Source organism: Corynebacterium kalinowskii (genome assembly GCF_009734385.1).
GTDB lineage: Bacteria > Actinomycetota > Actinomycetes > Mycobacteriales > Mycobacteriaceae > Corynebacterium > Corynebacterium kalinowskii.
In genome coordinates, this window is the sequence record NZ_CP046452.1 from 602,668 (window position 1) to 625,506 (window position 22,839).

23 protein-coding genes and 2 tRNA genes are annotated in these 22,839 nt (G+C 57.3%); 18 read left to right on the plus strand and 7 right to left on the minus strand.

Going from position 1 to position 22,839, the window contains the following annotated elements; genetic code table 11:
- Nucleotides 1–24: 24 nt before the first annotated feature.
- Nucleotides 25–642, plus strand: coding sequence for a mycothiol-dependent nitroreductase Rv2466c family protein (locus CKALI_RS02850; protein WP_156191859.1), 618 nt, complete (start codon nt 25–27; stop codon nt 640–642).
- Between the two features lie 21 nt (nt 643–663).
- Here CKALI_RS02850 and CKALI_RS02855 read toward each other — a convergent pair whose 3' ends face one another.
- Together CKALI_RS02855 and CKALI_RS02860 are read right to left on the minus strand one after the other, a co-directional pair.
- Nucleotides 664–1,356, minus strand: a complete 693-nt coding sequence (locus CKALI_RS02855) for an HNH endonuclease family protein (protein ID WP_231580518.1) — start codon at nt 1,354–1,356, stop codon at nt 664–666.
- 43 nt (nt 1,357–1,399) lie between these two features.
- Complete coding sequence (locus CKALI_RS02860) at nt 1,400–2,620, minus strand: TIGR04053 family radical SAM/SPASM domain-containing protein (protein WP_156191861.1); 1,221 nt, start codon at nt 2,618–2,620, stop codon at nt 1,400–1,402.
- A gap of 95 nt (nt 2,621–2,715) precedes the next feature.
- Between CKALI_RS02860 and CKALI_RS02865 the strand changes: the two genes are divergently transcribed.
- A complete protein-coding gene (locus CKALI_RS02865) occupies nt 2,716–3,189 on the plus strand; it encodes a ribose-5-phosphate isomerase (protein ID WP_156191862.1) in 474 nt (157 codons plus the stop codon).
- Nucleotides 3,190–3,243: 54 nt separating this feature from the next.
- Here the strand turns inward: CKALI_RS02865 and CKALI_RS02870 are convergent, their stop codons facing one another.
- Nucleotides 3,244–4,017 (minus strand): DUF1542 domain-containing protein, encoded by a 774-nt coding sequence (locus CKALI_RS02870; RefSeq protein WP_156191863.1) that lies wholly within the window; start codon nt 4,015–4,017, stop codon nt 3,244–3,246.
- Nucleotides 4,018–4,090: 73 nt separating this feature from the next.
- Nucleotides 4,091–4,315, minus strand: a complete 225-nt coding sequence (locus CKALI_RS02875) for a helix-turn-helix transcriptional regulator (RefSeq protein WP_156191864.1) — start codon at nt 4,313–4,315, stop codon at nt 4,091–4,093.
- A 122-nt stretch (nt 4,316–4,437) separates the two neighbouring features.
- Here CKALI_RS02875 and CKALI_RS02880 point away from each other — a divergent pair.
- From CKALI_RS02880 to tig, 3 genes are all read left to right on the plus strand, one after another.
- Nucleotides 4,438–4,512 (plus strand) — tRNA-Gly (locus CKALI_RS02880).
- Between the two features lie 278 nt (nt 4,513–4,790).
- Nucleotides 4,791–4,864 (plus strand) — tRNA-Pro (locus CKALI_RS02885).
- 143 nt (nt 4,865–5,007) lie between these two features.
- Nucleotides 5,008–6,357: a trigger factor gene (tig, locus tag CKALI_RS02890; protein ID WP_156191865.1), complete on the plus strand. Its 1,350-nt coding sequence runs from the start codon at nt 5,008–5,010 to the stop codon at nt 6,355–6,357.
- A gap of 53 nt (nt 6,358–6,410) precedes the next feature.
- Here the strand turns inward: tig and CKALI_RS02895 are convergent, their stop codons facing one another.
- The gene (locus CKALI_RS02895; RefSeq protein WP_156191866.1) at nt 6,411–7,796 is read right to left on the minus strand and encodes a hypothetical protein; all 1,386 of its coding nucleotides are present in this window, start codon (nt 7,794–7,796) and stop codon (nt 6,411–6,413) included.
- Between the two features lie 145 nt (nt 7,797–7,941).
- Here CKALI_RS02895 and CKALI_RS02900 point away from each other — a divergent pair, with 145 nt between their 5' ends.
- The 3 genes from CKALI_RS02900 to CKALI_RS02910 all read left to right on the plus strand — a co-directional run bounded on the left by CKALI_RS02900 (nt 7,942) and on the right by CKALI_RS02910 (nt 9,662).
- A complete protein-coding gene (locus CKALI_RS02900; protein ID WP_156191867.1) occupies nt 7,942–8,523 on the plus strand; it encodes an ATP-dependent Clp protease proteolytic subunit in 582 nt (193 codons plus the stop codon).
- Between the two features lie 18 nt (nt 8,524–8,541).
- The gene (locus CKALI_RS02905; RefSeq protein WP_156191868.1) at nt 8,542–9,156 is read left to right on the plus strand and encodes an ATP-dependent Clp protease proteolytic subunit; all 615 of its coding nucleotides are present in this window, start codon (nt 8,542–8,544) and stop codon (nt 9,154–9,156) included.
- A gap of 71 nt (nt 9,157–9,227) precedes the next feature.
- Nucleotides 9,228–9,662 (plus strand): hypothetical protein, encoded by a 435-nt coding sequence (locus tag CKALI_RS02910; RefSeq protein WP_156191869.1) that lies wholly within the window; start codon nt 9,228–9,230, stop codon nt 9,660–9,662.
- On the opposite strand, the gene pcaD is transcribed toward CKALI_RS02910, so the two are convergent.
- A complete protein-coding gene (gene pcaD / locus CKALI_RS02915) occupies nt 9,659–10,408 on the minus strand; it encodes a 3-oxoadipate enol-lactonase (RefSeq protein WP_156191870.1) in 750 nt (249 codons plus the stop codon). The two genes, CKALI_RS02910 and pcaD, sit on opposite strands and share 4 nt — an antisense overlap.
- A 109-nt stretch (nt 10,409–10,517) precedes the next feature.
- On the opposite strand from pcaD, the gene clpX reads away from it, so the two are divergent.
- Entirely contained in the window at nt 10,518–11,795 is a 1,278-nt protein-coding gene (gene clpX, locus CKALI_RS02920) for an ATP-dependent Clp protease ATP-binding subunit ClpX (protein WP_156191871.1), read from the plus strand.
- On the opposite strand, the gene CKALI_RS02925 is transcribed toward clpX, so the two are convergent.
- A complete protein-coding gene (locus CKALI_RS02925) occupies nt 11,792–12,502 on the minus strand; it encodes a TetR/AcrR family transcriptional regulator (RefSeq protein ID WP_231580519.1) in 711 nt (236 codons plus the stop codon). The two genes, clpX and CKALI_RS02925, sit on opposite strands and share 4 nt — an antisense overlap.
- A 281-nt stretch (nt 12,503–12,783) precedes the next feature.
- On the opposite strand from CKALI_RS02925, the gene CKALI_RS02930 reads away from it, so the two are divergent.
- From CKALI_RS02930 to ndk, 9 genes are all read left to right on the plus strand, one after another.
- Complete coding sequence (locus CKALI_RS02930; protein ID WP_156191873.1) at nt 12,784–13,758, plus strand: malate dehydrogenase; 975 nt, start codon at nt 12,784–12,786, stop codon at nt 13,756–13,758.
- Between the two features lie 147 nt (nt 13,759–13,905).
- Entirely contained in the window at nt 13,906–15,015 is a 1,110-nt protein-coding gene (locus CKALI_RS02935; protein WP_156191874.1) for an MFS transporter, read from the plus strand.
- A complete protein-coding gene (locus CKALI_RS02940) occupies nt 15,012–15,545 on the plus strand; it encodes a DUF726 domain-containing protein (protein WP_231580546.1) in 534 nt (177 codons plus the stop codon). The genes CKALI_RS02935 and CKALI_RS02940 overlap by 4 nt, the downstream gene beginning before the upstream one ends.
- A gap of 379 nt (nt 15,546–15,924) precedes the next feature.
- Nucleotides 15,925–18,537 (plus strand): valine--tRNA ligase, encoded by a 2,613-nt coding sequence (locus tag CKALI_RS02945; RefSeq protein WP_156191876.1) that lies wholly within the window; start codon nt 15,925–15,927, stop codon nt 18,535–18,537.
- Between the two features lie 11 nt (nt 18,538–18,548).
- Complete coding sequence (locus CKALI_RS02950) at nt 18,549–19,985, plus strand: Hsp70 family protein (protein ID WP_156191877.1); 1,437 nt, start codon at nt 18,549–18,551, stop codon at nt 19,983–19,985.
- Between the two features lie 5 nt (nt 19,986–19,990).
- Complete coding sequence (folC, locus tag CKALI_RS02955; protein ID WP_156191878.1) at nt 19,991–21,451, plus strand: bifunctional tetrahydrofolate synthase/dihydrofolate synthase; 1,461 nt, start codon at nt 19,991–19,993, stop codon at nt 21,449–21,451.
- Nucleotides 21,448–21,861, plus strand: coding sequence for a DUF4233 domain-containing protein (locus tag CKALI_RS02960; RefSeq protein WP_156191879.1), 414 nt, complete (start codon nt 21,448–21,450; stop codon nt 21,859–21,861). Before folC ends, CKALI_RS02960 begins: the two co-directional genes overlap by 4 nt.
- Nucleotides 21,862–21,868: 7 nt before the next feature.
- A complete protein-coding gene (locus tag CKALI_RS02965) occupies nt 21,869–22,189 on the plus strand; it encodes a hypothetical protein (protein ID WP_156191880.1) in 321 nt (106 codons plus the stop codon).
- Between the two features lie 5 nt (nt 22,190–22,194).
- On the plus strand, nt 22,195–22,605 hold the full coding sequence (gene ndk, locus CKALI_RS02970) for a nucleoside-diphosphate kinase (protein ID WP_156191881.1): 411 nt from the start codon (nt 22,195–22,197) through the stop codon (nt 22,603–22,605).
- Nucleotides 22,606–22,839 lie beyond the last annotated feature (234 nt).

The following is a 22,839-nucleotide window of genomic DNA, read 5'->3' on the forward strand; positions in this document are numbered from 1 at the left end:
CCCGCATCAAAAGGACGGAAAATTATGAGTGCACAAGTCAAGTTCTGGTTCGATGTCTCCTGCCCGTTCTGCTGGATCACCTCCCGCTGGATCAAGGAGGTGGAGAAGGTTCGCGACATCACCGTGGAGTGGGTACCGATGTCTTTGGCTGTGCTTAACGACGGCCGTGACCTCGACCCCACCTACATGAAAATGATGGAAGCGAACTGGGGACCAGCTCGCGTGTTCGCTGCCGTCGCCACTGAGCACCCTGAGTCCGTCGACGAGCTGTATACAGTCCTCGGAAAAATGGTGCATAACGAGGGCAATGGTGGCCGAAAGGGCTTTGGTGGCTATGACGACCTCATCCCTGTTGCTCTGGAAAAGGTAGGGCTGCCTGCATCGTTGGCGGCCGTGGCCAACACCGATGAATGGGATGGTGCGCTCCGAGAATTCCACGCTGGTGCGATGGATTCCGTGGGCGACGAGGTAGGAACCCCGGTGGTCAAACTCGGTGACACCGCGTTCTTCGGCCCGGTCCTCACCCGCATCCCACGAGGCGAAGAAGCCGGCAAGATCTTTGACGGTGCATTTGCCCTCGCCGAATACCCACATTTCTTCGAAATCAAGCGGACGAGGACTGAGGATCCAGAGTTCAACTAAGGAACTATTTGGCAGCGATGCCTAAGGGCACTTCACCAAAATGTTGCTGATCGCGTCCTTTTCGGGCGCGGTCACCCACAGCTGGTACTTTGCTTTCACATTCACCTGCCGAGTGACGTATTCGCAGCGAAAGGCCTTGTTCGCCGGCAGCCAGGTCGCGGCATCACCGTCGCCTTTTTGCTGGTTCGCAGGGCCATCGACTGCCAACAGGTTGAGCGGGTCGTTCGCGAAGTTGCGGCGCTGCTCCTCGCTCAGCTGCTGTGCGCCCGTCTGCCACGCGTTAGAAAGCGCCACGACGTGGTCGATTTGCACCGCGCTGGACGTATCTTGGCCACGGACGAAGTTGATGTCGGCGGCGGTGTAAGGATCGTGTAGCAACCCGGTCAGTACCACGCAATTACGGGTACCGTCCTTGAACGTTTCATTGACCAGGTCGCGCTGCAGAATATCGTTGCGGGTATCGCAGCCGTTGTGGCCGTATTCGACATTGACATCATCGGTCCACGCCTGTCCGAATTGCGCCCGTTCGTAGCCCGTCTTCGGTGCGCGACCCTTCACTGGCAGGCTGTTGAGCGTGGCTAAAGTGCCCGCGCTTTGCGACGCCACAGGGGCAGAATCCGAGCTGCCGAAAGAACTACCGACGGCACCGGCAGGTACGGAACTGAGGGAAAACGCAGCAATACACGCAATGGTGGTAACGAACGAACGACGCACAATGAGCTCCTTAAGGTTAAGGAGCTCATGTTAACTGATGGGGCTAGTGGTGTGCGGCTGACGCTTCCGCGGTCCGGGCAACTGTAATGGGAATCTCAACGGGGCGCGTCGGTACCTCTGGTGCGGGCCCATTCCATGCAGGTGGCACGTAGACGCACGTCGGATCGGAGGCACTCACATCGCCGGTGAGGGCGTAAGCCGTGGACCTAGAACCGCCGCAGACATCGTGGAACTCGCACACGGAGCACTTGCCGTGCCATGAATTAGGATCGCGGAGCTTCTTGAACACCGGGGAGTTGGTGTAAATGTCATGGAAGTCCTCAGTCTTCACGTTTCCGCAGTGCAGCGGTAGGAAACCGTTGGGGTAGACATCACCGACGTGGTCAATGAATGCGAAGCCGGAGCCTGAGTTGACCGCCATCGGCGCCCGTGGTGGACGTGGATTTTCTGCTACAGCGCCGAGCAATTCAGCAGTCTCTTCGGTGAGCTCGCGGTAGAGGTCCCCGCCGTCGAAAAGCACGCCTTGCTCGTTTTGGATGACCACGCGGCGATATTGTGGCGCTTCGGTGGTCTTGATTGCGATGCGGTTGGAGACGTCGGCGAGCCAGTGCAGCACATCTTCTCGCTCCTGTGGGCTGAGGGCGTTGAGATCTGCGCCGCGGCCGGTGGGGACGAGGAAGAAGACGTACCACATCTTTGCGCCCATCTCGATGACCTTCTTGAGCAGGGCAGGGGCTTCGCGGATGTTCTTCTTGGTCAGCGTTGAATTGATTTGAAGTCGGTAGCCCGCTTCGTTGATGACCGGGGCCATCGCTACGGTTTGGTCGAAAGTACCCGAGAATCCGCGGAAAGCATCGTGAGTTTCTGGGGTGGCGCCGTCCAACGACATGGACATAGCTTTGCCACCGGCTTCGCGCAGGGACCTCACTCGCTCTGGGGTGAGCTTCGGGGTGACAGAAGGGGAGAGGGAGATATTCAGGCCCAGCTCGGTGCCGTATCGGGTGAGCTCCTCAAGGTCGGCGCGCTCGAAAGGGTCACCGCCGGTAAAGACAACCAACGGTTTTGGCCTGTCGTAGCTTGCCAGCTTGTCCAGCAACCGCTTGCCCTGCTCCGTGGTGAGCTGATTCGGGTTTGGTTCATGTTGGGCATCCGCGCGGCAGTGTTTGCACACGAGGGCGCAGGCTCGAGTCACCTCCCAAATCACGATGAACGGCTTGGCATTGATGTCGTGACGAACGGTTCGTACAACGGGCGCATGGGACAAGGCGATACCCTCCTATAAACAGGCAGTTATCTCCGACGCTAGCCCCGCTCGTAGTCATTAGTCCAACTTTGTGACGAACAACTACAATCAGACATATGCGCGTATATCTTGGAGCGGACCACGCAGGGTTCGAGATGAAGAATGTTATTGCCGAGCACCTCAAGAACCTCGGTCACGAGGTCATTGACTGTGGCGCTCACACCTACGATGCCGAAGACGATTACCCAGCATTCTGCATCGAGGCAGCTTCCCGCACCGTGAACGATCCAGGTTCCCTGGGCATCGTCCTCGGAGGCTCCGGCAACGGCGAGCAGATTGCAGCTAACAAGGTCAAGGGTGCCCGCTGCGCACTGGCATGGTCCCCAGAGACTGCACGCCTCGCCCGCGAGCACAATAACGCCCAGCTCATCGGCCTCGGTGGTCGCATGCACACTGAAGAGGAAGCGCTCGCTATTGTCGACGCGTTCCTCGATCAGGAGTGGAGCCAGGCAGAGCGTCACCAGCGTCGTATCGACATCCTTGCTGACTACGAAAAGACCGGAATCGCTCCGGCACTGCCGACCGAATAGTTTTTGAGTGAGAAAAGACCCCGAGAAATACTCGGGGTCTTTCTTCATGTGCGACTAGAAATCAAATCCACCGAAGTCGCCACCACCAAAGTCTCCGCCGCCGAAATCAAAGTCCCCTCCGGTATCCGCGCCGGCGTCCCCGACATCTTGGGAACCAGCGGCATCCATACCGTCCTGGAAACCGTCGCCATATCCGCTCTCGAACGCTGAGGCATCGTAGCCGATGCCAGACATGCCATTGAATAGCGAGGAAAACAGCAAAACAGAGCCTGCGGTCCACACGCCGGTGCGCAATGCAGATGCCCACCATGGTTCGGAGTACCAACCTGCGGGAACAGGGCGGCCAGCAACCATGCCGCCCGGGTGATAGTGATTGGCCTGTGGCGTAGCCTGTGGGGATACGGTGATCTGGCGGCCTTCGAAGTTGATCGTGCGATCTTCAGTCACTTGACCTGCCTGACGCTGACCTTCTAGAGGTGGCAGCTCCGGACCTGCCGGCAGTCCCATGATGTCGCGAGCTGCATTGACAAAGTGCAAACCCTCCAACGCCGATTCTCGGGCGAGTCCCGCCTGCTTGACAGTCTGGGCAGTGCTGATTTGGGAGCTCGCAGCGTTGTACCGTTCAGAGGCATCCGCCATCGCTTGGGTGGATGCAACGTCGGTTCCAGAGATAGACAAGACCTGACTGCCCAGGCGTTCGATCCAACGACGTGCGTCTGCGGCAGCATCATCGAAATCGGCTGCGCTTTGGGCTTTGCCACCCTTAGTTAGATAAGAAACCGCAACAACTGCGCCGGCAACAGCGAGCACAACAATTAATAGGCCCACGCCCACACTCTCCTAAAACTATTGGGGATGATGTAGGAGAAACGGATAATCGGGGCCGAAAGTTCCGTGGGGGTTAACCCTCGGAGGTTGTGCGAGATTTCTGTCGCTTAGCTGCCCAGTCGCGTACGTCCTCGGAACTCCACAGTGTGAGCCCATGAAGCTTGGCAACTGGCTTCGGTGCGCGTCCGCGACCGGCGTAACTGGTGAAAGTACCGCGAGCAGTGTTCGAATACTGAGCGCACTCGGCTGCTGTCCACAGTTCTTGTCCGGAATTGGCATCGATAATCTTAGGTTGCATAAGGACTGATTTTAGAGAGCTTATTTGAAATATAGGTCTAATCTTTGGCACAGTTCAATAACAGAATGGAGATTTGGGAAAGTGTTTCTGCGTGCGCTATAGTTATGCGTCGTACCACATGCGGGAGTGTCGTATAGTGGCTATTACCCCAGCCTTCCAAGCTGGTGACGCGGGTTCGATTCCCGTCACTCCCTCCAAGATTTTTATCGCCTTAACCTCAGGTTAGGGCGATTTTTCGTTCTCAGGTGTGGTGTGTAGTACCTGGTTGAGTGGTTTTCATTAGGAGTGGATTGGGGTTCCGTGAGTGGCTGTGGAATTTCAGTACTGTGAATTCGGCGAGGTGCACCGTCCGTTAAGCACAGGTGTGGCTGCGACCCATAGAAGCGGAAAATATCAGAACTACCTGCCGTTTTGCTTTCTCTGTCGAAGTCTGTGTAAAGTCTTCTCTCGTACCGCACAACAGCGGGACAAGCAACGGGGCGTGGCGCAGCTTGGTAGCGCATCTGCTTTGGGAGCAGAGGGTCGCAGGTTCAAATCCTGTCGCCCCGACAGTAATGAGGTGTCACAGTAATGTGGTACCTCATTTTTGTTTGTGCCACTGTTAAGACCCCCTCGTTGAATTAGGCTGAAATTGCCACAGGTAGAGTGTTGACTTAATTCAATCGTATTAACCGACCCCAGGAGATTTACTCGTGAAGAGTTCCGTAGAGCAGCTGAGCGAAACCCGCGTCAAGATCACAGCGCAGATTCCTTTCGAGGAACTCAAGCCTGAATTCGACCAGGCCTACCAGACGCTGTCTCAGCAGGTTTCCATCCCGGGCTTCCGCAAGGGCAAGGCTCCACGTCAGCTTCTTGAGGCACGCATCGGTCGCGGCCCCGTGCTGGAGCAGGTCATCAACGACATGCTTCCTTCCCGCTACTCCCAGGCGGTTGACGAGCATGAGCTGAAGGTTATCGGCCAGCCAGTCATCGATGTCACCAAGTTGGAAGACGGCGAGCTCGTCGAGTTCACTGCTGACGTTGACGTTCGCCCTGAGATCACCGTTCCTGATTTCTCCAAGATCAACGTCGAGGTTCCAGCACTGGCTGCGGGCGAAGACGCTATCGACCACGAGTTGGATCACCTGCGCGAGCGCTTCGGCACTCTCAAGGACCACAACCACAAGCTGAAGAAGGGCGAGTTCGTCACCATCAACCTCTCCGCTACCGTGGACGGCGAGCCAGTTGACGAAGCCACCACCGAGGGGCTCAACTACGAAATCGGTAGCGACGAGCTTATCGACGGCCTCGACAAGGCTCTCATCGGCATGAAGAAGGACGAAGAAGCCGAGTTCACCACGACCCTGACCCAGCCTGAGTACGAGGGCAAGGAAGCATTGGTCAAGGTTGAGATCACCGCTACCAAGATGCGCGAGCTTCCTGAAGCTGATGACGAGTTCGCTCAGATGGCTTCCGAGTTTGACACCATTGCTGAGCTGCGCGAGTCCCTAGCCAAGCAGGTGGAGGAGAACTCCAAGGGTCAGCAGGCTAGCGCTATTCGTGACGCTGTTTTGAAGGAAGCTTTGGCACAGTCCGAGTTCCCACTGCCTGAGTCCATCGTTGAGGAGCAGGTGCAGGGCCAGCTTCAGCAGCTGCTCGGCCAGTTCGGCGGCGACGAGAACCTGTTCAACTCCCTCCTGGAGGCACAGGGCACGTCTCGCGAGAAGTTCGATGCTGACTCCCGCACGTCCGCTGAAGATGCAGTTCGCACCCAGCTGTTCCTTGACGTTCTTGCAGAGGAAGAGCAGCCAGAGGTTTCCCAGCAGGAGCTGTCTGACCACATTCTGTTCACCGCCCAGTCCTACGGCATGGACCCTAACCAGTTCGTCCAGCAGCTGACCCAGTCTGGCCAGATTGCTAACCTGTTTGCCGACGTTCGTCGTGGCAAGGCTCTCGCAGCTGCAATCTGCAAGACTTCCGTCAAGGATGCAGACGGCAACGACGTTGATCCAGCTCAGTACTTCGGTGCTGAAGAGGAAGAGACCGAGTCTGCTGAGGCTTAATCTTCCTTAAAGCTTTGGCCCGGTGGGATTTATCCCGCCGGGCCTTTGCCATTTCATCGATTAACTTGGTGGAATTGATCTGTCACGCCAGGCAGATGAAGGCCCCAGCGTCGCACCATGCCAGAGCTGGATACATCGACGCCGGTGCGGATGAGGTCGAATCGAAGATTTTCCTCAAGTTCGGAGAGCGCGCCACAGCTCATCAGCATTGCTAGGCCGTGGACGGTTGCCCAAAGGCTGACGGTGGTTTCAAACAGGCTCCACGAGTCGGTGGGGCCACCGCCTAGAACGATATTTTTCTCCACGATGGTGAAGAGTGCCTTGAGCGCGTCTCCCATTTCTAGATCGCCAAGTTCGGTGTCAAATTCGATGGGAACGATGGACCCCGATGCAATCGTGCTCAGTACTTGGAAGGTGAGCGGGTCGATCATTGCGAGACTGGCGTACGCAACACCAGGCAGTGTGCCATGCAAATATGGCGGTAGTTCGGGTTGGAGAAGTCGCGCTTGTTCGATGAATATGGATTTAACGTATAAATTGAGGAACTCTTCCACCTGAGACTCGAGCGATCGCTCCATCTCGATGAATGGTAGGAAATTTGAAGAGTGCAGGCCGATGCGCGCGGCGACCGAGGATAGCGACAATGCTTCAGGGCCATCGTTTTTGATGAGCTCGATCGCGCTGCGGAATAGGGCAAATCGGGTCTGTTCGGCGTCGTTAAGCGGCAGTTTGCGTGCCGGCGGGACGAAATAGTCCTGGGGATTGCGGAAGGGCTCGGGTTCAGGACAGCAGATTGTTCCCGTCTTGAGCACGTCCCAGGAGCTAGCGTAGAGGTGATTGACCATCGAAATGTAAAGCTGGCGTTTGCCTGCGGGGAGAAGATTGCTCGCGATGCCGAACGTATTGAGGTGAGCCAAGCCGACGAAACCTGCGTAGATTGTTGTCGATACCGATATCCATAGCCAAACGTCTTGTGGGCCGTGGTGCTGTCGCATTTCTGACCGGACCATGTCCAAGATGACCCGAAAAGCTGGGTCGACTCCCTCTAATTCGGAGTCGAATGATTCTGGAAGTTTTGTGGTGCGAGCGAGGGTGAAATAAGCAGTGAAGGCAGCTGGATCTTCCTGCCCAAAAGATCTAGTTGCATTGCTGTATCTCACGAGCCGTTCCGAGAAAGGAATCTGGCAGGTTTCCAGCACGCGCTTGTCGACGAAATGATTTTCAAATGCTGCCGAAACTCGGCGAGCTAACTCGTCCTGAAATTCCTTATCGGTCGGGAAGATGGCGCGAGCAGTAGCAAACTGGCCCGAATTAGGATCGATTGTGTGCGCTAAGGTTGGCGCCGGAGCGTAAATGGTACCGGCTTTGGCAATGCCCAAAGCGATCAAGCGCTCGCGTAAGGCGCTTGTTTCGATCTCGGAGTGATAGGGCCAGCCCATTCTTTAATAATAGCTTTATTTGCTGGTTTTGTTTCAATGATTACCAGTGTTGCGTGGAGCGCAACGCTGACAGCGAACATGGGCATTTTTCCGTGGCGCGGTGCGTTACATTGGTTGCTAACGAAGATTAGAAAGTAGGGAATTTATGACCTCACCAAACGGAATGAATCTGAGCGACTCCGTCTACGAGCGCCTGCTCCGCGAGCGCATCATTTTCCTGGGTAGCCAGGTAGACGATGACATCGCAAACAAGCTGTGCGCTCAGATCTTGCTGCTGTCCGCCGAGGATCCGAACCGCGACATCTCCCTGTACATCAACTCCCCAGGTGGCTCCGTCACCGCGGGTATGGCGATCTACGACACCATGAAGTACTCGCCGTGTGATATCGCCACATACGGCATGGGCCTGGCGGCTTCCATGGGTCAGTTCCTGCTCTCCGCAGGCACCAAGGGCAAGCGATACGCACTGCCGCACGCCCGCATCATGATGCACCAGCCTTCCGCTGGTGTTGGTGGCACCGCCTCCGACATTGCGATTCAGGCTGAGCAGTTCGCACACACCAAGCGCGAAATGGCGGAATTGATCGCGGAGCACACCGGACAGACCTTTGAGCAGATCACCAAGGACTCTGACCGTGACCGCTGGTTCACCGCTGCGCAGGCGAAGGAATACGGCTTCGTCGACCACGTCATCGAGCACGCCAAGCACGGCGACATCACCAACTAGGAAGGACTCACACACATCATGCAGATGCCTACTTCCCGTTACGTCCTTCCGCAGTTCGTCGAGCAATCCGCTTACGGCACGAAGACAACGGACCCTTACAACAAACTCTTTGAAGAGCGCATCATCTTCCTGGCCAACCAGGTTGACGATGTCACCGCTAACGACATCATGGCGCAGCTCCTCGTCCTCGAGGGCATGGACCCAGACCGCGACATCACCATGTACATCAACTCCCCAGGTGGTTCTTTCACCTCGTTGATGGCAATTTATGACACGATGCAGTACGTCCGTCCAGATGTCTCTACTGTCTGCCTCGGCCAGGCTGCCTCCGCTGCGGCAGTCCTGCTCGCAGCCGGCGCACCGGGCAAGCGTGCCGCATTGCCTAACGCTCGCATCTTGATCCACCAGCCTGCCACCGGTGGCGTGCAGGGCCAGGTTTCTGATCTGGAAATCCAGGCCCGTGAGATCGAACGCATGCGTTCCCTCATGGAAACCACCTTGGCTCACCACACCGGCAGGACCGCTGAGCAGATCCGCATCGACACTGACCGCGACAAGATCCTCACCGCGGCCGAAGCAGTGGAATATGGCCTCATTGACCAGGTCTTCGACTACCGCAAGCTGAACGGCTAAGGGATAGTCAAACAGCCAGCTGAGATAAATTCTCGGCTGGCTTTTCTGTTATGGGGGGTAGGTTGAGAGCCATGAAACGAATCGTGGCAGGTCTTAGTTGTCTGTTCCTTGTCGCCTGCGGAAACGACGCAGCCCCACTTGCGGAAGCCATCCGCAGCCACGATTCCTTCACCCTCGCACAAGTGGCGGAGCATCCGGTGGAGAAGGCTTATGTATTCTGTCCCTACAGCTCGCCGGAGCTTGCCGAAGAGCGGGGATTCAAAGGCAGCGACATTCCGAGTGAATTCGGCAGTAGCTACAGCCGAGAATTTTCCTCGGGAATCGGCCTGATCTATTCCGACGGCACGGAAGCCGCCATCGAGTGGTTCGACCACACCGAAATAGAAGCTTGTGCAGCCGGGTACAAGGAAGAGCTCGACCCTAACTCGCTAATGACCGTGGTCAAAGTGCAGCGAAAATTCACCAACCCGGACGCTGAAAAGACCGTCCGAGTACTTAAGTACTAGGCCAAGAACTCTTCCACCAGACGGTTGTAATCCTCGGCACGCTCGACATTGAGCAAATGCGCGGCCGGGGAGAACTCGTGATACTCGGCGTCCGGAATGGAGTCCGCCAAGAACCGGACCACCTCAGGTGCGGTCGAGCCGTCTTCGGTGCCAGCCACGACGAGGGTTGGCACTTCAATGGAAGAAAGCCATGACGTGGAATCGAAGGAAGATAGCGCGCCACACGCAACCGCATAGCCTTCAGCCGGGGTCGCGGAAATCATGCGGCGCCAGTGCTCCAAGGATGCTGGATGCGCTGCGATCCAGGTAGGGGAGAACCATCGGCTAATCACGGTGTGTGAAAGCTCGTCCAGGCCTCCCGAACGTGCGATAGCTGCCTTCTCAGTCCACGATTCCGGAGTGCCGAAAACCGCCGCCGTAGAGGTGAGCACTAGCTTGCGAACCCGACCGGAATTCAGGGCAAGGTGCTGGGCAACGGCGCCACCGAGAGACAAGCCGATAACGTCGAACGTCGTGACACCCAGTGAATCTAGCGTGGATAGGACGTCGGAGGCGAGGTCGTCGATAAGCGCGGGCCCTTCGATTGTAGAGGCCCCGTGGCCGCGGTGGTCGAGGGCGATAACGCGCCTGGATGCCGCGAAATAATCGAGCTGGGGGAGCCACATTTCGGCGCTCGAACCGAGCGAACCGAGCAGGACGAGGGGAGTCGCGGAGCCAGAACCAAAGGAGACAGAGTTGAGGATCATGGAGCCCAGCCTAGCCACGGCGGGGCATTCTTGCCCGTGATAATAATTGCGGTAGGGTAGGGCAACTCCCATTTCCACCCGGCCCTAGATTGCGAGATCGAACAGACCTATGGCACGCATGCAAGAAAGCGCTGACCTGCTCAAATGCTCCTTCTGTGGCAAGAGTCAAAAGCAGGTAAAGAAGCTCATCGCCGGTGGCGGCGTCTACATTTGTGACGAATGTATTGAGCTGTGCAACGAGATCATCGAGGAAGAACTCGGTGCTGCCGCTGCCGAAACGTCCGGCGAGCAGAAACTGCCGAAGCCGACGGAGATTTCTGCGTTCCTGGACAAGTATGTCATCGGCCAGGAGCGAGCGAAGCGTGTCCTCGCCGTCGCTGTCTACAACCATTACAAGCGCATCCGCGCCGAAGAATCCCGCAACCTGGGCAAGAAGCGCGACGACGACATCGAGCTGGCCAAGTCCAACATCCTCATGCTTGGCCCAACCGGATCCGGCAAGACGTACCTCGCGCAGACGCTCGCGAAGCTTCTCGACGTTCCATTCGCCATCGCCGATGCCACCTCGCTGACCGAGGCGGGTTACGTTGGTGAAGACGTGGAGAACATCTTGCTCAAGCTCCTGCAAGCTGCCGACTTTGATGTTGCACGCGCCCAGCGCGGCATTATCTACATCGATGAAGTAGACAAGATCTCCCGTAAGTCGGAGAACCCGTCGATTACTCGCGATGTGTCCGGTGAAGGTGTGCAGCAGGCGCTGCTGAAGATTCTGGAAGGTACCGTCGCTGCCGTGCCGCCACAGGGTGGCCGCAAGCACCCCAACCAGGAATTCATCCAGCTGGACACTTCCAACATCCTGTTCATCGTGGCTGGCGCGTTCGCGGGCTTGGAGCAGGTTATTGAGGCACGCCGTGGCAAGAAGGGCTTGGGATTCGGCTCGGAGGTTACTTCCAAAGCTGATCGGGACGAAGTCGACATCTTCTCTGAGGTGCGCCCAGAGGATCTGGTGAAGTTCGGCCTAATCCCGGAGTTTATTGGTCGCCTTCCGGTGGTGGCAACCGTGACTAATCTGGATCGCGATTCCCTGGTTAAGGTGCTTACCGAGCCACGCAATTCCCTGGTTAAGCAGTACCAGCGCCTGTTCGAGATGGATGGCGTTGTATTGACGTTCACGGACGAGTCGCTCGAAGCTATTGCGGATCTGGCGCTGGAGCGTAAGACCGGTGCGCGAGGTTTGCGTTCCATCATGGAAGAGATCCTTGTTCCGATCATGTACGACATTCCGGATCGCGAGGATCTAGCCGAGGTCATCATCTCTGAAGCTGCTGCTCGTGGCGAGTCAGAACCGCGCCTCGTGACTACCGCCGAGAAGGAAAAGACCGCCTAAAACTCGAGTTCGTTGTCGTAAATTGCGCTGCTGGCGCCCTTGTCGTTGCTGTCAGCGCGTAGCTTCAGGTAGCTCATCTCATCTCTGGAACCCAGATTTGAGGTGAGGAACGCCAGCACGGTGTCAATGACCAGGTTCAGGTTGCCGTCGAGGTTGGCCTCATCCATCAAGTTGATGGAATAGAGGTTATTGAAGGTCGCCGAGTACACCGTGCGGTGGAAACAGATCGACGTGATGATGGAATAGACGTCGATGGCGGAGATGCCGGAGCGGAAAGCGCCGGCATCCTGGCCCATCATCAGCAGCTTGTCCATCTGCAACAACACGATGGATTGGTCGGCGAGTGCAGCGCTGTCATTCATACCGCCCCAACCAAACAGATTCTCGAGCACCATGAGTCGCACTGCATGGGGATGCGAAGTGATGCGCCGGTAGATGACCTCAACGACCTTCCGTACGCCCTCAACCGGCACCGTTGACTCCAGCTCCATATCCTGCGGCTCGGGGCGCAGTTGAGCGATAGCAAGCTTGAGGGCCTCCATATAGAGGCCCTTCTTGTCGCCGAAGTGGTAATGAATCATGCGTTTGGACATGCCCGATTCCTGGGCAATGGTGTCGATCTTGGCTTCGTCGAAGCCGACCTCCGAAAACTGGACCATCGCCGTTTCGACCACACGAGCAGTTTCAGATTGAACCGAGGCGTTCACAGCACAAGACCTTTTCTTCATTTTTATTGCGTACAGATATAGAACTTATGGTGCCTGAAAAAGTCCGAATGCGATACGGGCTCGTTAAAGGTGCTGTGTAGATGAACGATTCCCACCCAATTGTGGGGTAGTGGCTGCTGAATTTTGTGTCGTTGGCTGTGCACCCGTAATTGGTCGCACGAAAATTTCGTGCTGTGCATCCGGTCGTTTCTCGCTACGCTTGGGGGAGGTAAACACTTCGCGGGTCGCCACCGCACTTTGTCCGAAAGGATTTCACATACATGAACTCTCCTAAGAAGATCACCGTCACCGGCGCTGCCGGCAACATTGCTTATTCTCTGCTGTGGCGCATCGCTAATGGCGATGTGTACGGCAAGGACGTTCCAGTCGAGCTCAACCTCCTGGAGATCGACCCAGCGCTGCGTGCCACCGAAGGCGTCGCTATGGAGCTCCTGGACTCCGCATTCCCATTGCTCAAGAACATTCGGATCACCTCGAACGCCAACGAGGCTTTTGACGGTGCTTCTGCCGCCTTCCTCGTCGGCGCTAAGCCACGTGGCAAGGGCGAAGAGCGCTCCGATCTGCTCGCTGCGAACGGCAAGATCTTTGGCCCACAGGGCAAGGCCATCAATGAGGGCGCTGCTGACGACATCCGCGTCGTCGTCGTGGGCAACCCAGCCAACACCAACGCACTGATCGCTCAGTCCGCGGCGAAGGATGTACCAGCATCCCGCTTCTCCGCTCTGATGCGCCTGGACCACAACCGCGCCCTGTCCCAGCTGGCCACCAAGCTGGACAAGGACTCTACCGACTTCGAGAAGATGGTCGTCTGGGGCAACCACTCCGCTACCCAGTTCCCAGACATCACCTACGCCACCTGCGAAGGCAAGCCAGTATCTGAGCTCGTGGATGCTGCTTGGTACAAGGATGAGTTCATCCCGCGCGTCGCAAAGCGTGGTGCAGAAATCATCGAGGTTCGCGGTAGCTCCTCCGCTGCATCTGCTGCATCCGCTGCCATCGACCACATGCATGACTGGATCAACGGCACCGACCAGTGGGTCTCCGCAGCCATCCCATCCACCGGCGCATACGGCATCCCAGAAGGCATCGTCGTTGGCCTGCCAACCGTCTCTGAAGGTGGCGAGTGGAAGGTCGTTGAGGGTCTGGAAATCTCTGACTTCCAGCGCCAGCTTATCGACGCCAACGTCGCAGAGCTTCAGGAAGAGCGCGAAGCCGTGAAGGATCTGCTGGGTTAATCCCTTTTTGTTAAGCGCCTCTCCTGATGGAGGGGCGCTTTTGCTTTTGGGAAGTGCCCCCGCTTAAGCGTTCTGAAAAGACATTGTGTTCCAGTTCATGAAAAATGGTACTTAGTGATCATCTATTTTTCGTAAAGGGCAACAACCATGGCTAAGAACCAGTTCCAAACCGAAGCTGTCGTATTCAAAGCGGGCGAAGAGGGGCGCTTTGAATGTGAAGTGCGTTCCAAGATGGGTAGGTATGCAATCATATGCAAGGTGGCTGATGCAGATACTCCCGATGTCAGCGGAGACGAAGTACTGACCTCCAATGAAGCGATCTTGAATAGTATCTGGCTAGCGGCTGTTGCTTATCAGGCGTATCAAGACTCAGAAACTGAAGCCGAAAAGGAAACCTTTCTCGCTCAAGCTGCTGAGCTGGGAAGGACGGCGACCTATCTTGCTGAGCTTTCTGACCTACTCATCGATGATTTTCAAGAGGGCTATTGTTCTCACTGTTTTGCGTTGGCCCAACATCGAGTTGTCGACGGCAAGAAGACCTTTATTTGCCAAACTTGTGGAAACGCGACTCAACATTGTGTCGTTCCTGCCTGTAAGCACTTTGCTACTAAGTTTCATTCCCTGGAAAATGTCGCCTCTCTCTGTGCTGAGCACCGACACGATATTCCGGACTTTGAAAAGGCAGACATGCGGATTGCAGATTTGGCGGATTTTGGAAAACTTATGGAGTACAAGTCCCCGAATGTGATCAAAGGTGCAAAATATGTGGCAACTGGAGTCGCAGCCTTAGGAGTTGCTAGTGGAATTGGATTTGCTGCAGCTCCTGCTATCGGTGGAATAGTAGGTTCCACATTCTTGGGGTATTCAGGTGCGGTTGCGACTAATGCAGGCTTGGCTGCGCTAGGGTTCGGTTCTCTGGCTTCTGGTGGTTTAGGAATGGCAGGTGGCACACTCGTCGTATCCGCAGCTGGTGGGATGCTAGGTACTGCTTTCGGAACGAAGGTCGCAAGCGCTTGGATCAGTGAAGATAAGTCATTCAAAATCACCAAGCTTAGAGAGGGTAATGGCGGGGTACCGGTTCTCATTGCTCGCGGTTTTACCACGGAAAAAAGCTTGGACTGGCGATCGCCAGTCCGAGCTGTCGAAAAAGCCTACCCACAGTCGCCGATTTATCTAATTGAGTGGGGAAGTAAGGAAGCCGTGATCTCGCTGTTGCGCTGGGGCTTCAAGCAGGCGGTGCAGCTGCGGGGCAAATAGTACTAAAGACAGTAGCAAAAGCCAGTAAAGCTCTAGCAAAGGTGGCGGGACCGATAACCCCATTGCTTACAGTTGCTGATTTGGCAAAGAATCCTTGGCACGTTGCTGTCAATCGCGCAAATAAAACAGGTTTGGCATTGGCGACGTTGATCAAGAAGTCCGATATTTCAGAATGTGTTCTGGTCGGCCATAGTCTAGGTGGGCGCGTAATGATCAATGCTGCACAAGCACTTGCCTCTGAGTCGGTGCCAGTGGTCCATACTATGCATTTGTTTGGTGCAGCTTCGGGGCAACGCAAAGAATGGGACGCGCTGGAAAAAGCTGTAATTGGGCAGATTCACAACTACCATTCGCTAAACGATTCGGTGTTGAAATATCTCTATACTGCCGCGCAACTAGGTAATCGGGCAGTTGGGCTAGAGGGGTTCAAGGCCGAGAGCAACAAAATCGTAGATCATGATGTGTCTGAAACTGTTCGCAAGCACGGAAAGTACTATGACCTCGTTGACCTCGATATGACGGCAGCTTAACTCTCATCCAAAGTAGGCAGAGCTCGTTGCCTTTTGGGTACCGGGATGCACCTTTGCTTCGGCAATTCGAGCAGTCAACGCGTTAGCCCCGACGGGCTTCAACGGAGTGGCAACCTGACCTAGTGTGCGAGGCTATGAAGAACCTGCTGGGCTTGGTGTTTATTTCAACTTTAGGTCCGAACCAATGTGATCAAAGGTTTAGGCTTTTGCGTGCAGTGCGTTCATATCCGGACGAATTTTTCGGTGATGAGCGAAAAGTCGCATGTGGCAACGCTGGTCGCTGGGAATAAGAGAGAACCAACCGGACGAATTTGGCCTGCCCGACAAGTTCGTCCGGGGCACCTAAACCCAGTTCGGCAAGCGCGTTAAGATAGTCCCCATGACAAATCGCGCGGATAAACTACCAAAAAGCTGGGACCCACAAGCCGTTGAAGCAGACCTCTACAACGGCTGGGTAGAAAAGGGCTACTTCACTGCTGACCCAAGCAGCGATAAGCAGCCTTTCTCTGTCATGCTTCCGCCGCCGAACGTCACCGGTCAGCTGCATATGGGCCATGCGCTGAACAACACGCTTATCGACGCCATGTGCCGTCGCAAGCGCATGCAGGGCTATGAAGTCCTGTGGCTTCCGGGTATGGACCACGCTGGTATCGCTACCCAGACCAAGGTCGAAGCGATGCTCCGCGAGACCGAGGGAAAGAAGCGCTGGGATTACGAGCGCGAAGAGTTTATTGAGAAGGTCTGGGAGTGGAAGCGCGAGTACGGTGGCAAGATCACCGAGCAGATGCGCGCTATCGGTTCCGGCGTTGACTGGTCCCGCGAGCGCTTCACCCTGGATGAGGGTCTGTCCAACGCCGTCCAGACGATCTTCAAGCAGTTGTACGACAAGGGCATGATTTACCGCGCGAATCGCCTGGTCAACTGGTCTCCAGTGCTGGAAACCGCGGTCTCGGACATTGAGGTTGTGTACAAGGACGTTGAGGGCGAGCTCGTCTCGATCCTCTACGGCGATCCAAACGGCGACCACGTCATCGTTGCCACCACTCGTGTGGAAACCATGCTCGGCGACGTCGCCGTCGCCGTTCACCCAGATGACGAGCGCTACCAGGATTTGGTGGGCAAAACCTTGCCGCACCCATTCATCGAAGGTCGCGAGATGATCGTGGTCGCCGATACCTACGTCGATCCAGAGTTCGGCACGGGTGCCGTGAAAATCACCCCGGCGCACGACCCGAATGACTACGCGCTCGGCCAACGCCACAACCTGGACATGCCGACCATCATGGATGCCACCGGCCACATCGCCGACACTGGTACCCAGTTCGATGGCATGGATCGTTTCGAGGCTCGCGTGAAGATCCGCGAAGCCCTGGCCGCACAAAACAGAATCGTCAAGGAAGTACGCCCGTACCTGCACTCTGTCGGTCACTCCGAGCGTTCCGGCGAGCCGATTGAGCCACGCCTGTCTCTGCAGTGGTTCGTTAAGGTCGATGAGCTGGCCAAGATGTCCGGCGACGCTGTCCGCAACGGTGACACCAAGATCCACCCGACCAACTTGGAGCCGCGCTACTTCGACTGGGTCGATGACATGCACGACTGGACCATCTCCCGCCAGCTGTGGTGGGGCCACCGCATCCCAATCTGGTACGGCCCAGAAGGCGAGGTAGTTTGCGTCGGACCTGGCGAGGAAGCGCCGGAAGGTTACGTCCAAGACGAAGACGTCCTCGACACCTGGTTCTCCTCCGCACTCTGGCCATTCTCCACCCTGGGCTGGCCTGGCGAATCCGATGAGCTGGACAAGTTCTACCCAACCTCCGTGCTGGTCACGGCCTACGACATTTTGTTCTTCTGGGTCGCCCGCATGATGATGTTCGGCACCTTCGCCGCCACCGAAACCGAAGGCATGCCGAAGATCCCATTCACCGACATCTTCCTCCACGGCCTGGTCCGCGACGAGCAGGGCCGCAAGATGTCCAAGTCCTTGGGCAACGGCATTGACCCGATGGACTGGGTCAACAAGTATGGCGCCGACGCACTGCGCTTCACCCTGGCCCGTGGCACCAACCCAGGCGTCGACCTGCCAGTTGGCGAGGACGCCGCGCAGAGCTCCCGCAACTTTGCGACCAAGCTGTTTAACGCCACCAAGTTTGCGCTGATGAACGGGGCTAAGGTAGGCGAGCTGCCTGCCCGCGAGGAACTCACCGATGCCGACAAGTGGATCCTCGACCGCCTCGAGACCGTTCGCGCCGAGGTGGACGACTACCTCGATCGCTACCAGTTCGCCAAGGCCAACGAAGCACTCTTCCACTTCGTGTGGGACGAATACTGCGACTGGTACCTCGAGATCGCCAAGACCCAGATGAACGACAACACCCAGCTCGTGCTCGGTCGCGTGCTGGATGTGGTGCTGCGTCTGCTGCACCCTGCGATGCCGTTCGTCACCGAGGTGCTGTGGCAGGCGCTTACCGACGGCGAGTCCCTCGTCATCGCGTCCTGGCCAACCTCCGAGATGACCAATGGCGGTCTTCCAGCAGACGAAGAAGCGGCTCGTCGTATTGAGGATGCGCAGAAACTCATTACCGAGATTCGTCGCTTCCGCTCCGATCAGGGCGTCAAGCCATCGCAGTGGGTCCCAGCCCGACTGGAATTCGGGGATTTGGCTGGGCTTGAGGAGACGATTCGCAGCCTGGCGCGCGTCGAGAAGCCTGCAGAGTTTAATCCGAGCGCAAGCATTGAGGTGCGCCTGTCCCAGGGCACGGTTGAAGTCGAGTTGGATACTTCCGACGCCGTGGATCTGGACGCTGAGCGCAAACGCTTGGAAAAGGACCTGAAGGTAGCGGAGAAGGAGCTGGAGACGACGGCCAAGAAGCTCGGCAATGAGGCGTTCCTGGCCAAAGCTCCGGATGCTGTTGTAGAGAAGATCCGCGCGCGCCAGACCCTTGCGAGGGAGGAATTCGAGCGCATCACTGCGCGGTTGCAGGAGCTCGGCTAGGGTACTTAAACATGCGCTTTGGCATTGACTTCGGTACGACCCGCACGGTAATCGCATGCGTTGATCGCGGGAACTATCCGGTGGTTAACGTCATGGATACGGTGGGGGATTCACAGGAATACATTCCTACCGTTGTCGCCCTGGACGGAGATCAGCTCGTCGCGGGTTGGAAAACCGAGGATCTTCCTGCCAAAGCACGCTCCTTCAAGCGGCTGCTCTCGGCTCCCGGAACGAACACGCACACCCCGGTGCGTATCGGTGACGCCGAACGCCCACTGGGTGAGGTGCTGGATGTGTTCGCTCGGGAGGTAGTAGAGCAACTACGCGAGCAGTTCGACACCGATGAGATCGAAGTCGTACTCGGTGTGCCCGCGAACTCGCACTCTGCCCAGCGCCTCCTGACCTTGGCAGCATTTACGCAGGCCGGGGCCACGGTAGTTGGTATGGTGAACGAGCCGTCGGCTGCAGCGTTCGAATACACCCACCGTCACGCCCGGACTCTGAACACCAAGCGGCGCGCCGTGCTGGTTTATGACCTCGGTGGCGGTACTTTTGACTGCACACTCATGCGGATTGAAGAGCATGAGCATGTGGTGGAGAAGACCTTAGGGATCGCGCAGCTCGGTGGCGATGACTTCGACCGCCTCCTCGCAGACCTGGCACAGGCCCAGCTCGGGCGCGAACAAGACCTCGTGGACGAGGCACGCTTTGCCAAGGAACAGCTAAAGCCACAGTCCCGCCGTCTGATTCTGGAGGTCGGTGACGAAGATGTCATCATCCCGGTGGAGGAATTCTACGAGGCAGCGACGCCGCTGGTGGAGCAAACCTACGAGGTACTAAGGCCATTGATCGGTGATTCGGAAAACCTCACCGACACCGACATCGCCGGCATTTACCTGGTCGGCGGTGCCAGCTCCCTGCCGCTTATTCCGCGCATGCTGCGCGAACGCTACGGACACCGCGTCCATCGCTCCCCATTGCCCACCGCCTCCACTGCCGTTGGGTTGGCGATCGCCTCGGATCCGGATTCCGACTTCCGCCTGCGCGACAAAGTCTCCCGAGGCATTGGCGTGTTCCGTGAGCGTGATGGTGGCGCCGAAGTCACCTTGGACACCGTCCTGGAGCCGGGGTTGGAAGAGCAGCACACGGCTGAGCGACGCTACTGGGCGGCGCACAATGTCGGTTGGTTCCGTTACGTGGAGTTTTCCGCCGGTAGCCCAGGCGATTTCAGCGTCTTGGCCGAGCTGCTAGTGCCGTTCGACCCCAACTTGCGTCACTTAAGCCAAGAAGAGCTGGCCAAGGTGCCAGTGCAGCGCTGGCCGGATGGTTACCCGTGGCCGGAAGTGGTGGAGACGATCAGCATGGATTCCAACGGCATCGCTGCCATTCGCATTGGTATCCCGGCAGAAGACTTTAACGTTGCCGTCGAAGTGCGTGCGCTACACTAATCCGCATGTCTGAACACGAGGTTTCCCTGAATGAATCTGGGCTCACCCTGCCCATTGATGCCGCGGGACCCACTAATGAACCTTCCTCGCGCGAGATCACCCCGGAGGATCTCGCAGAGTTAGCGCGCGTCGAAGCAGAGCTGGATCAGCGCTGGTCGGAGACTCAAATTGATCCGACACTTGAGCGCATTGCACTCCTCATGGACCTGCTCGGCAACCCGGAGCGGTCCTTCCCAGCGATCCACGTAGCGGGTACCAACGGTAAAACCTCCACGGTCCGCATGATTGAGTCGCTCATGCGTGCTTTTCACCGCCGCACCGGGCGCACGACAAGTCCGCACCTGCAACTGGTGACAGAGCGCATTGCCATTGATGGCCTGCCGATCCATCCGCGTGACTACGTCCGCATCTGGGAAGAGATCAAGCCCTACGTGGAGATGGTCGACGCCCGCTCTGAGGTGCGGATGAGCAAGTTTGAAGTGCTCGTGGCCATGGCCTACGCTGCTTTCGCGGACGCCCCGGTGGATGTTGCGGTGGTTGAGGTCGGGCTCGGTGGTCGCTGGGACGCGACGAATGTGCTGAACGCTGACGTGGACGTCATCACCCCGATTGGCTTGGACCACACCGGAATTCTGGGTGAGACACTGGCGGAGATCGCGGGGGAGAAGGCCGGCATCATCAAGTCCCGCTGGGATAGCGATGATTTGCTTGCCCCGCCGGACAACGTGGTGGTTATCGCCGAGCAGGAACCGGAAGCGATGCAGGTCATTCTGGAAAAGGCTGTCTCCGTCGACGCATCCGTGGCGCGCGCCGGGTCCGAGTTCGGTGCGGTCTCGAGCACGATCGCTGTGGGCGGCCAGCAGCTCACGTTGAAGGGTTTGGGCGGCGTCTACGAGGACATCTTCCTCCCGCTGTCCGGCGAGCATCAAGCCCGCAACGCTGCAGTGGCGCTCGCCGCTGTGGAGGCGTTTTTTGGTGCCGGTGCGGGCCGTCAGCTTGATCTGGACACGGTTCGAGAAGGCTTTGCGACGGTCCAGTCTCCCGGCCGACTCGAACGAGTCCGCGCCACCCCTACCGTCTTCATCGATGCAGCTCACAACCCACACGGCGCCCGCGCGCTGGGCGAAGCCTTGGGCCGCGACTTCTCCTTCAGCCACATCATCGGCGTTGTTTCGGTCCTGGCGGATAAGGATGCGCGTGGCGTTCTGCTTGCGCTGGAACCAGCGCTCAATGACATCGTGATCACCCAGAACACCTCCCCGCGCGTCATGGATGCATATGAGCTCGCGGAGATGGCCCGCGAAATCTTCGGCGAGGAGCGGGTATTTGTGGCTGAGCGCCTTGTCGACGCCGTCGATACCGCCATCGAGATGGCCGATGAATACCCTGGATCCGGCATCATTGTCACCGGCTCCGTTGTCACTGCGGGTGAAGCCCGTGCCCTGTTTGGAAAGGAACCAGCATGAGTCAACCGGAGTACGGCCCACTCGGCCCTGGACACGCCCCGGCGAAAGATCCACTCAAAGGTCTGCGCGGCGTGATGGCCGGCACCCTGGTCATGGAAGCCATCTCGCTGCTGCTGGTGCTTACCGTCATCCTGAAGGTAGACAATGGCGAGCATTGGACTCCGCTGAACTGGGGCTTTGTCACCTTTGTGGGCGTGGCAATGTTCGTGTGGGCGTTCATGCAGAAGTTGCCTTTTGCCTTGCCTGTGAACCTTGCGCTGCAGGTGCTCGCAGTAGTGGGTTTCTTCGTTCACCCTTCCATGGGCATCATGGGCCTCGTTTTTGTGGGAGTCTGGGCGTATATCCTCGTGCTGCGCAAGAACTTGATCGAGCGCATGCGTCGCGGCCTGCTCACGACCCAACACACCTAGGAGTTTTATGCTGTCCCGGAACCTAGATTTCATCGCCGCTGCTGTTTTCGCCTTGCTTGCCGTGTACGCCCGGGCTGCGAACTTGGGTATGTGGCTGGCATTGCTGTTTATCGTCGCTGCAGGTTCCAGCCTGATCAGTGGCCTGATTAAGCGTGCGAACGCACGCAAGTTGAATGAGAATCCAATTACCCTCACCCCGGAGCAAGTAGCAACGATTCGCGACTTGAAAGCGCAGGGTAAGGGCTATGTGGCCATCAAGCAGGTGCGCCTGTGGTACCGCTACGCGGACCTAAAGACTGCAGTGGAACTAGTTGAGCAGGTAAGCTAACCAGCATGACTGAACGTACTTTGATCCTCATTAAGCCAGACGGTGTTGCAAACGGCCACGTTGGCGAAATCATTGCCCGCATCGAGCGCAAGGGCCTGAAGCTCGTCGCTATGGACCTGCGCACCACCGACAAGGAAACCGCTGAGAAGCACTACGCTGAGCATGCTGACAAGCCATTCTTCGGCGAGCTGGTCTCCTTCATCACCTCCGCTCCACTGGTTGCTGGCATCGTCGAGGGCCCACGCGCTATCGAGGCTTGGCGTCAGCTGGCCGGTGGCACTGATCCAGTGTCCAAGGCAACCCCTGGCACCATCCGCGGCGACTTCGCTCTGACCGTTGGCGAGAACGTCGTTCACGGCTCCGACTCCCCAGAGTCTGCAGAGCGCGAGATTGGCATTTGGTTCCCAAACCTCTAAATCTTTAAGTCTTCAAGCCGCCGCCACTGTGAAAGTGGTGGCGGCTTTTTCTGTTGGTGTGCCCTCGGCTGGGTGCCTGAGACTGTGCTGGGGTAGCGATTATTCGGTTTGAATGATCGCTATTCGTTTTTCCGGCAAAGTCCCAGCAAGCAATAGTGCTACCCGCAAGTTTTTATTCCCTCTGAATGATCGCTACCGCAAGCGAGTTGAGCTTTCGAGATAGATAGTCGCCTG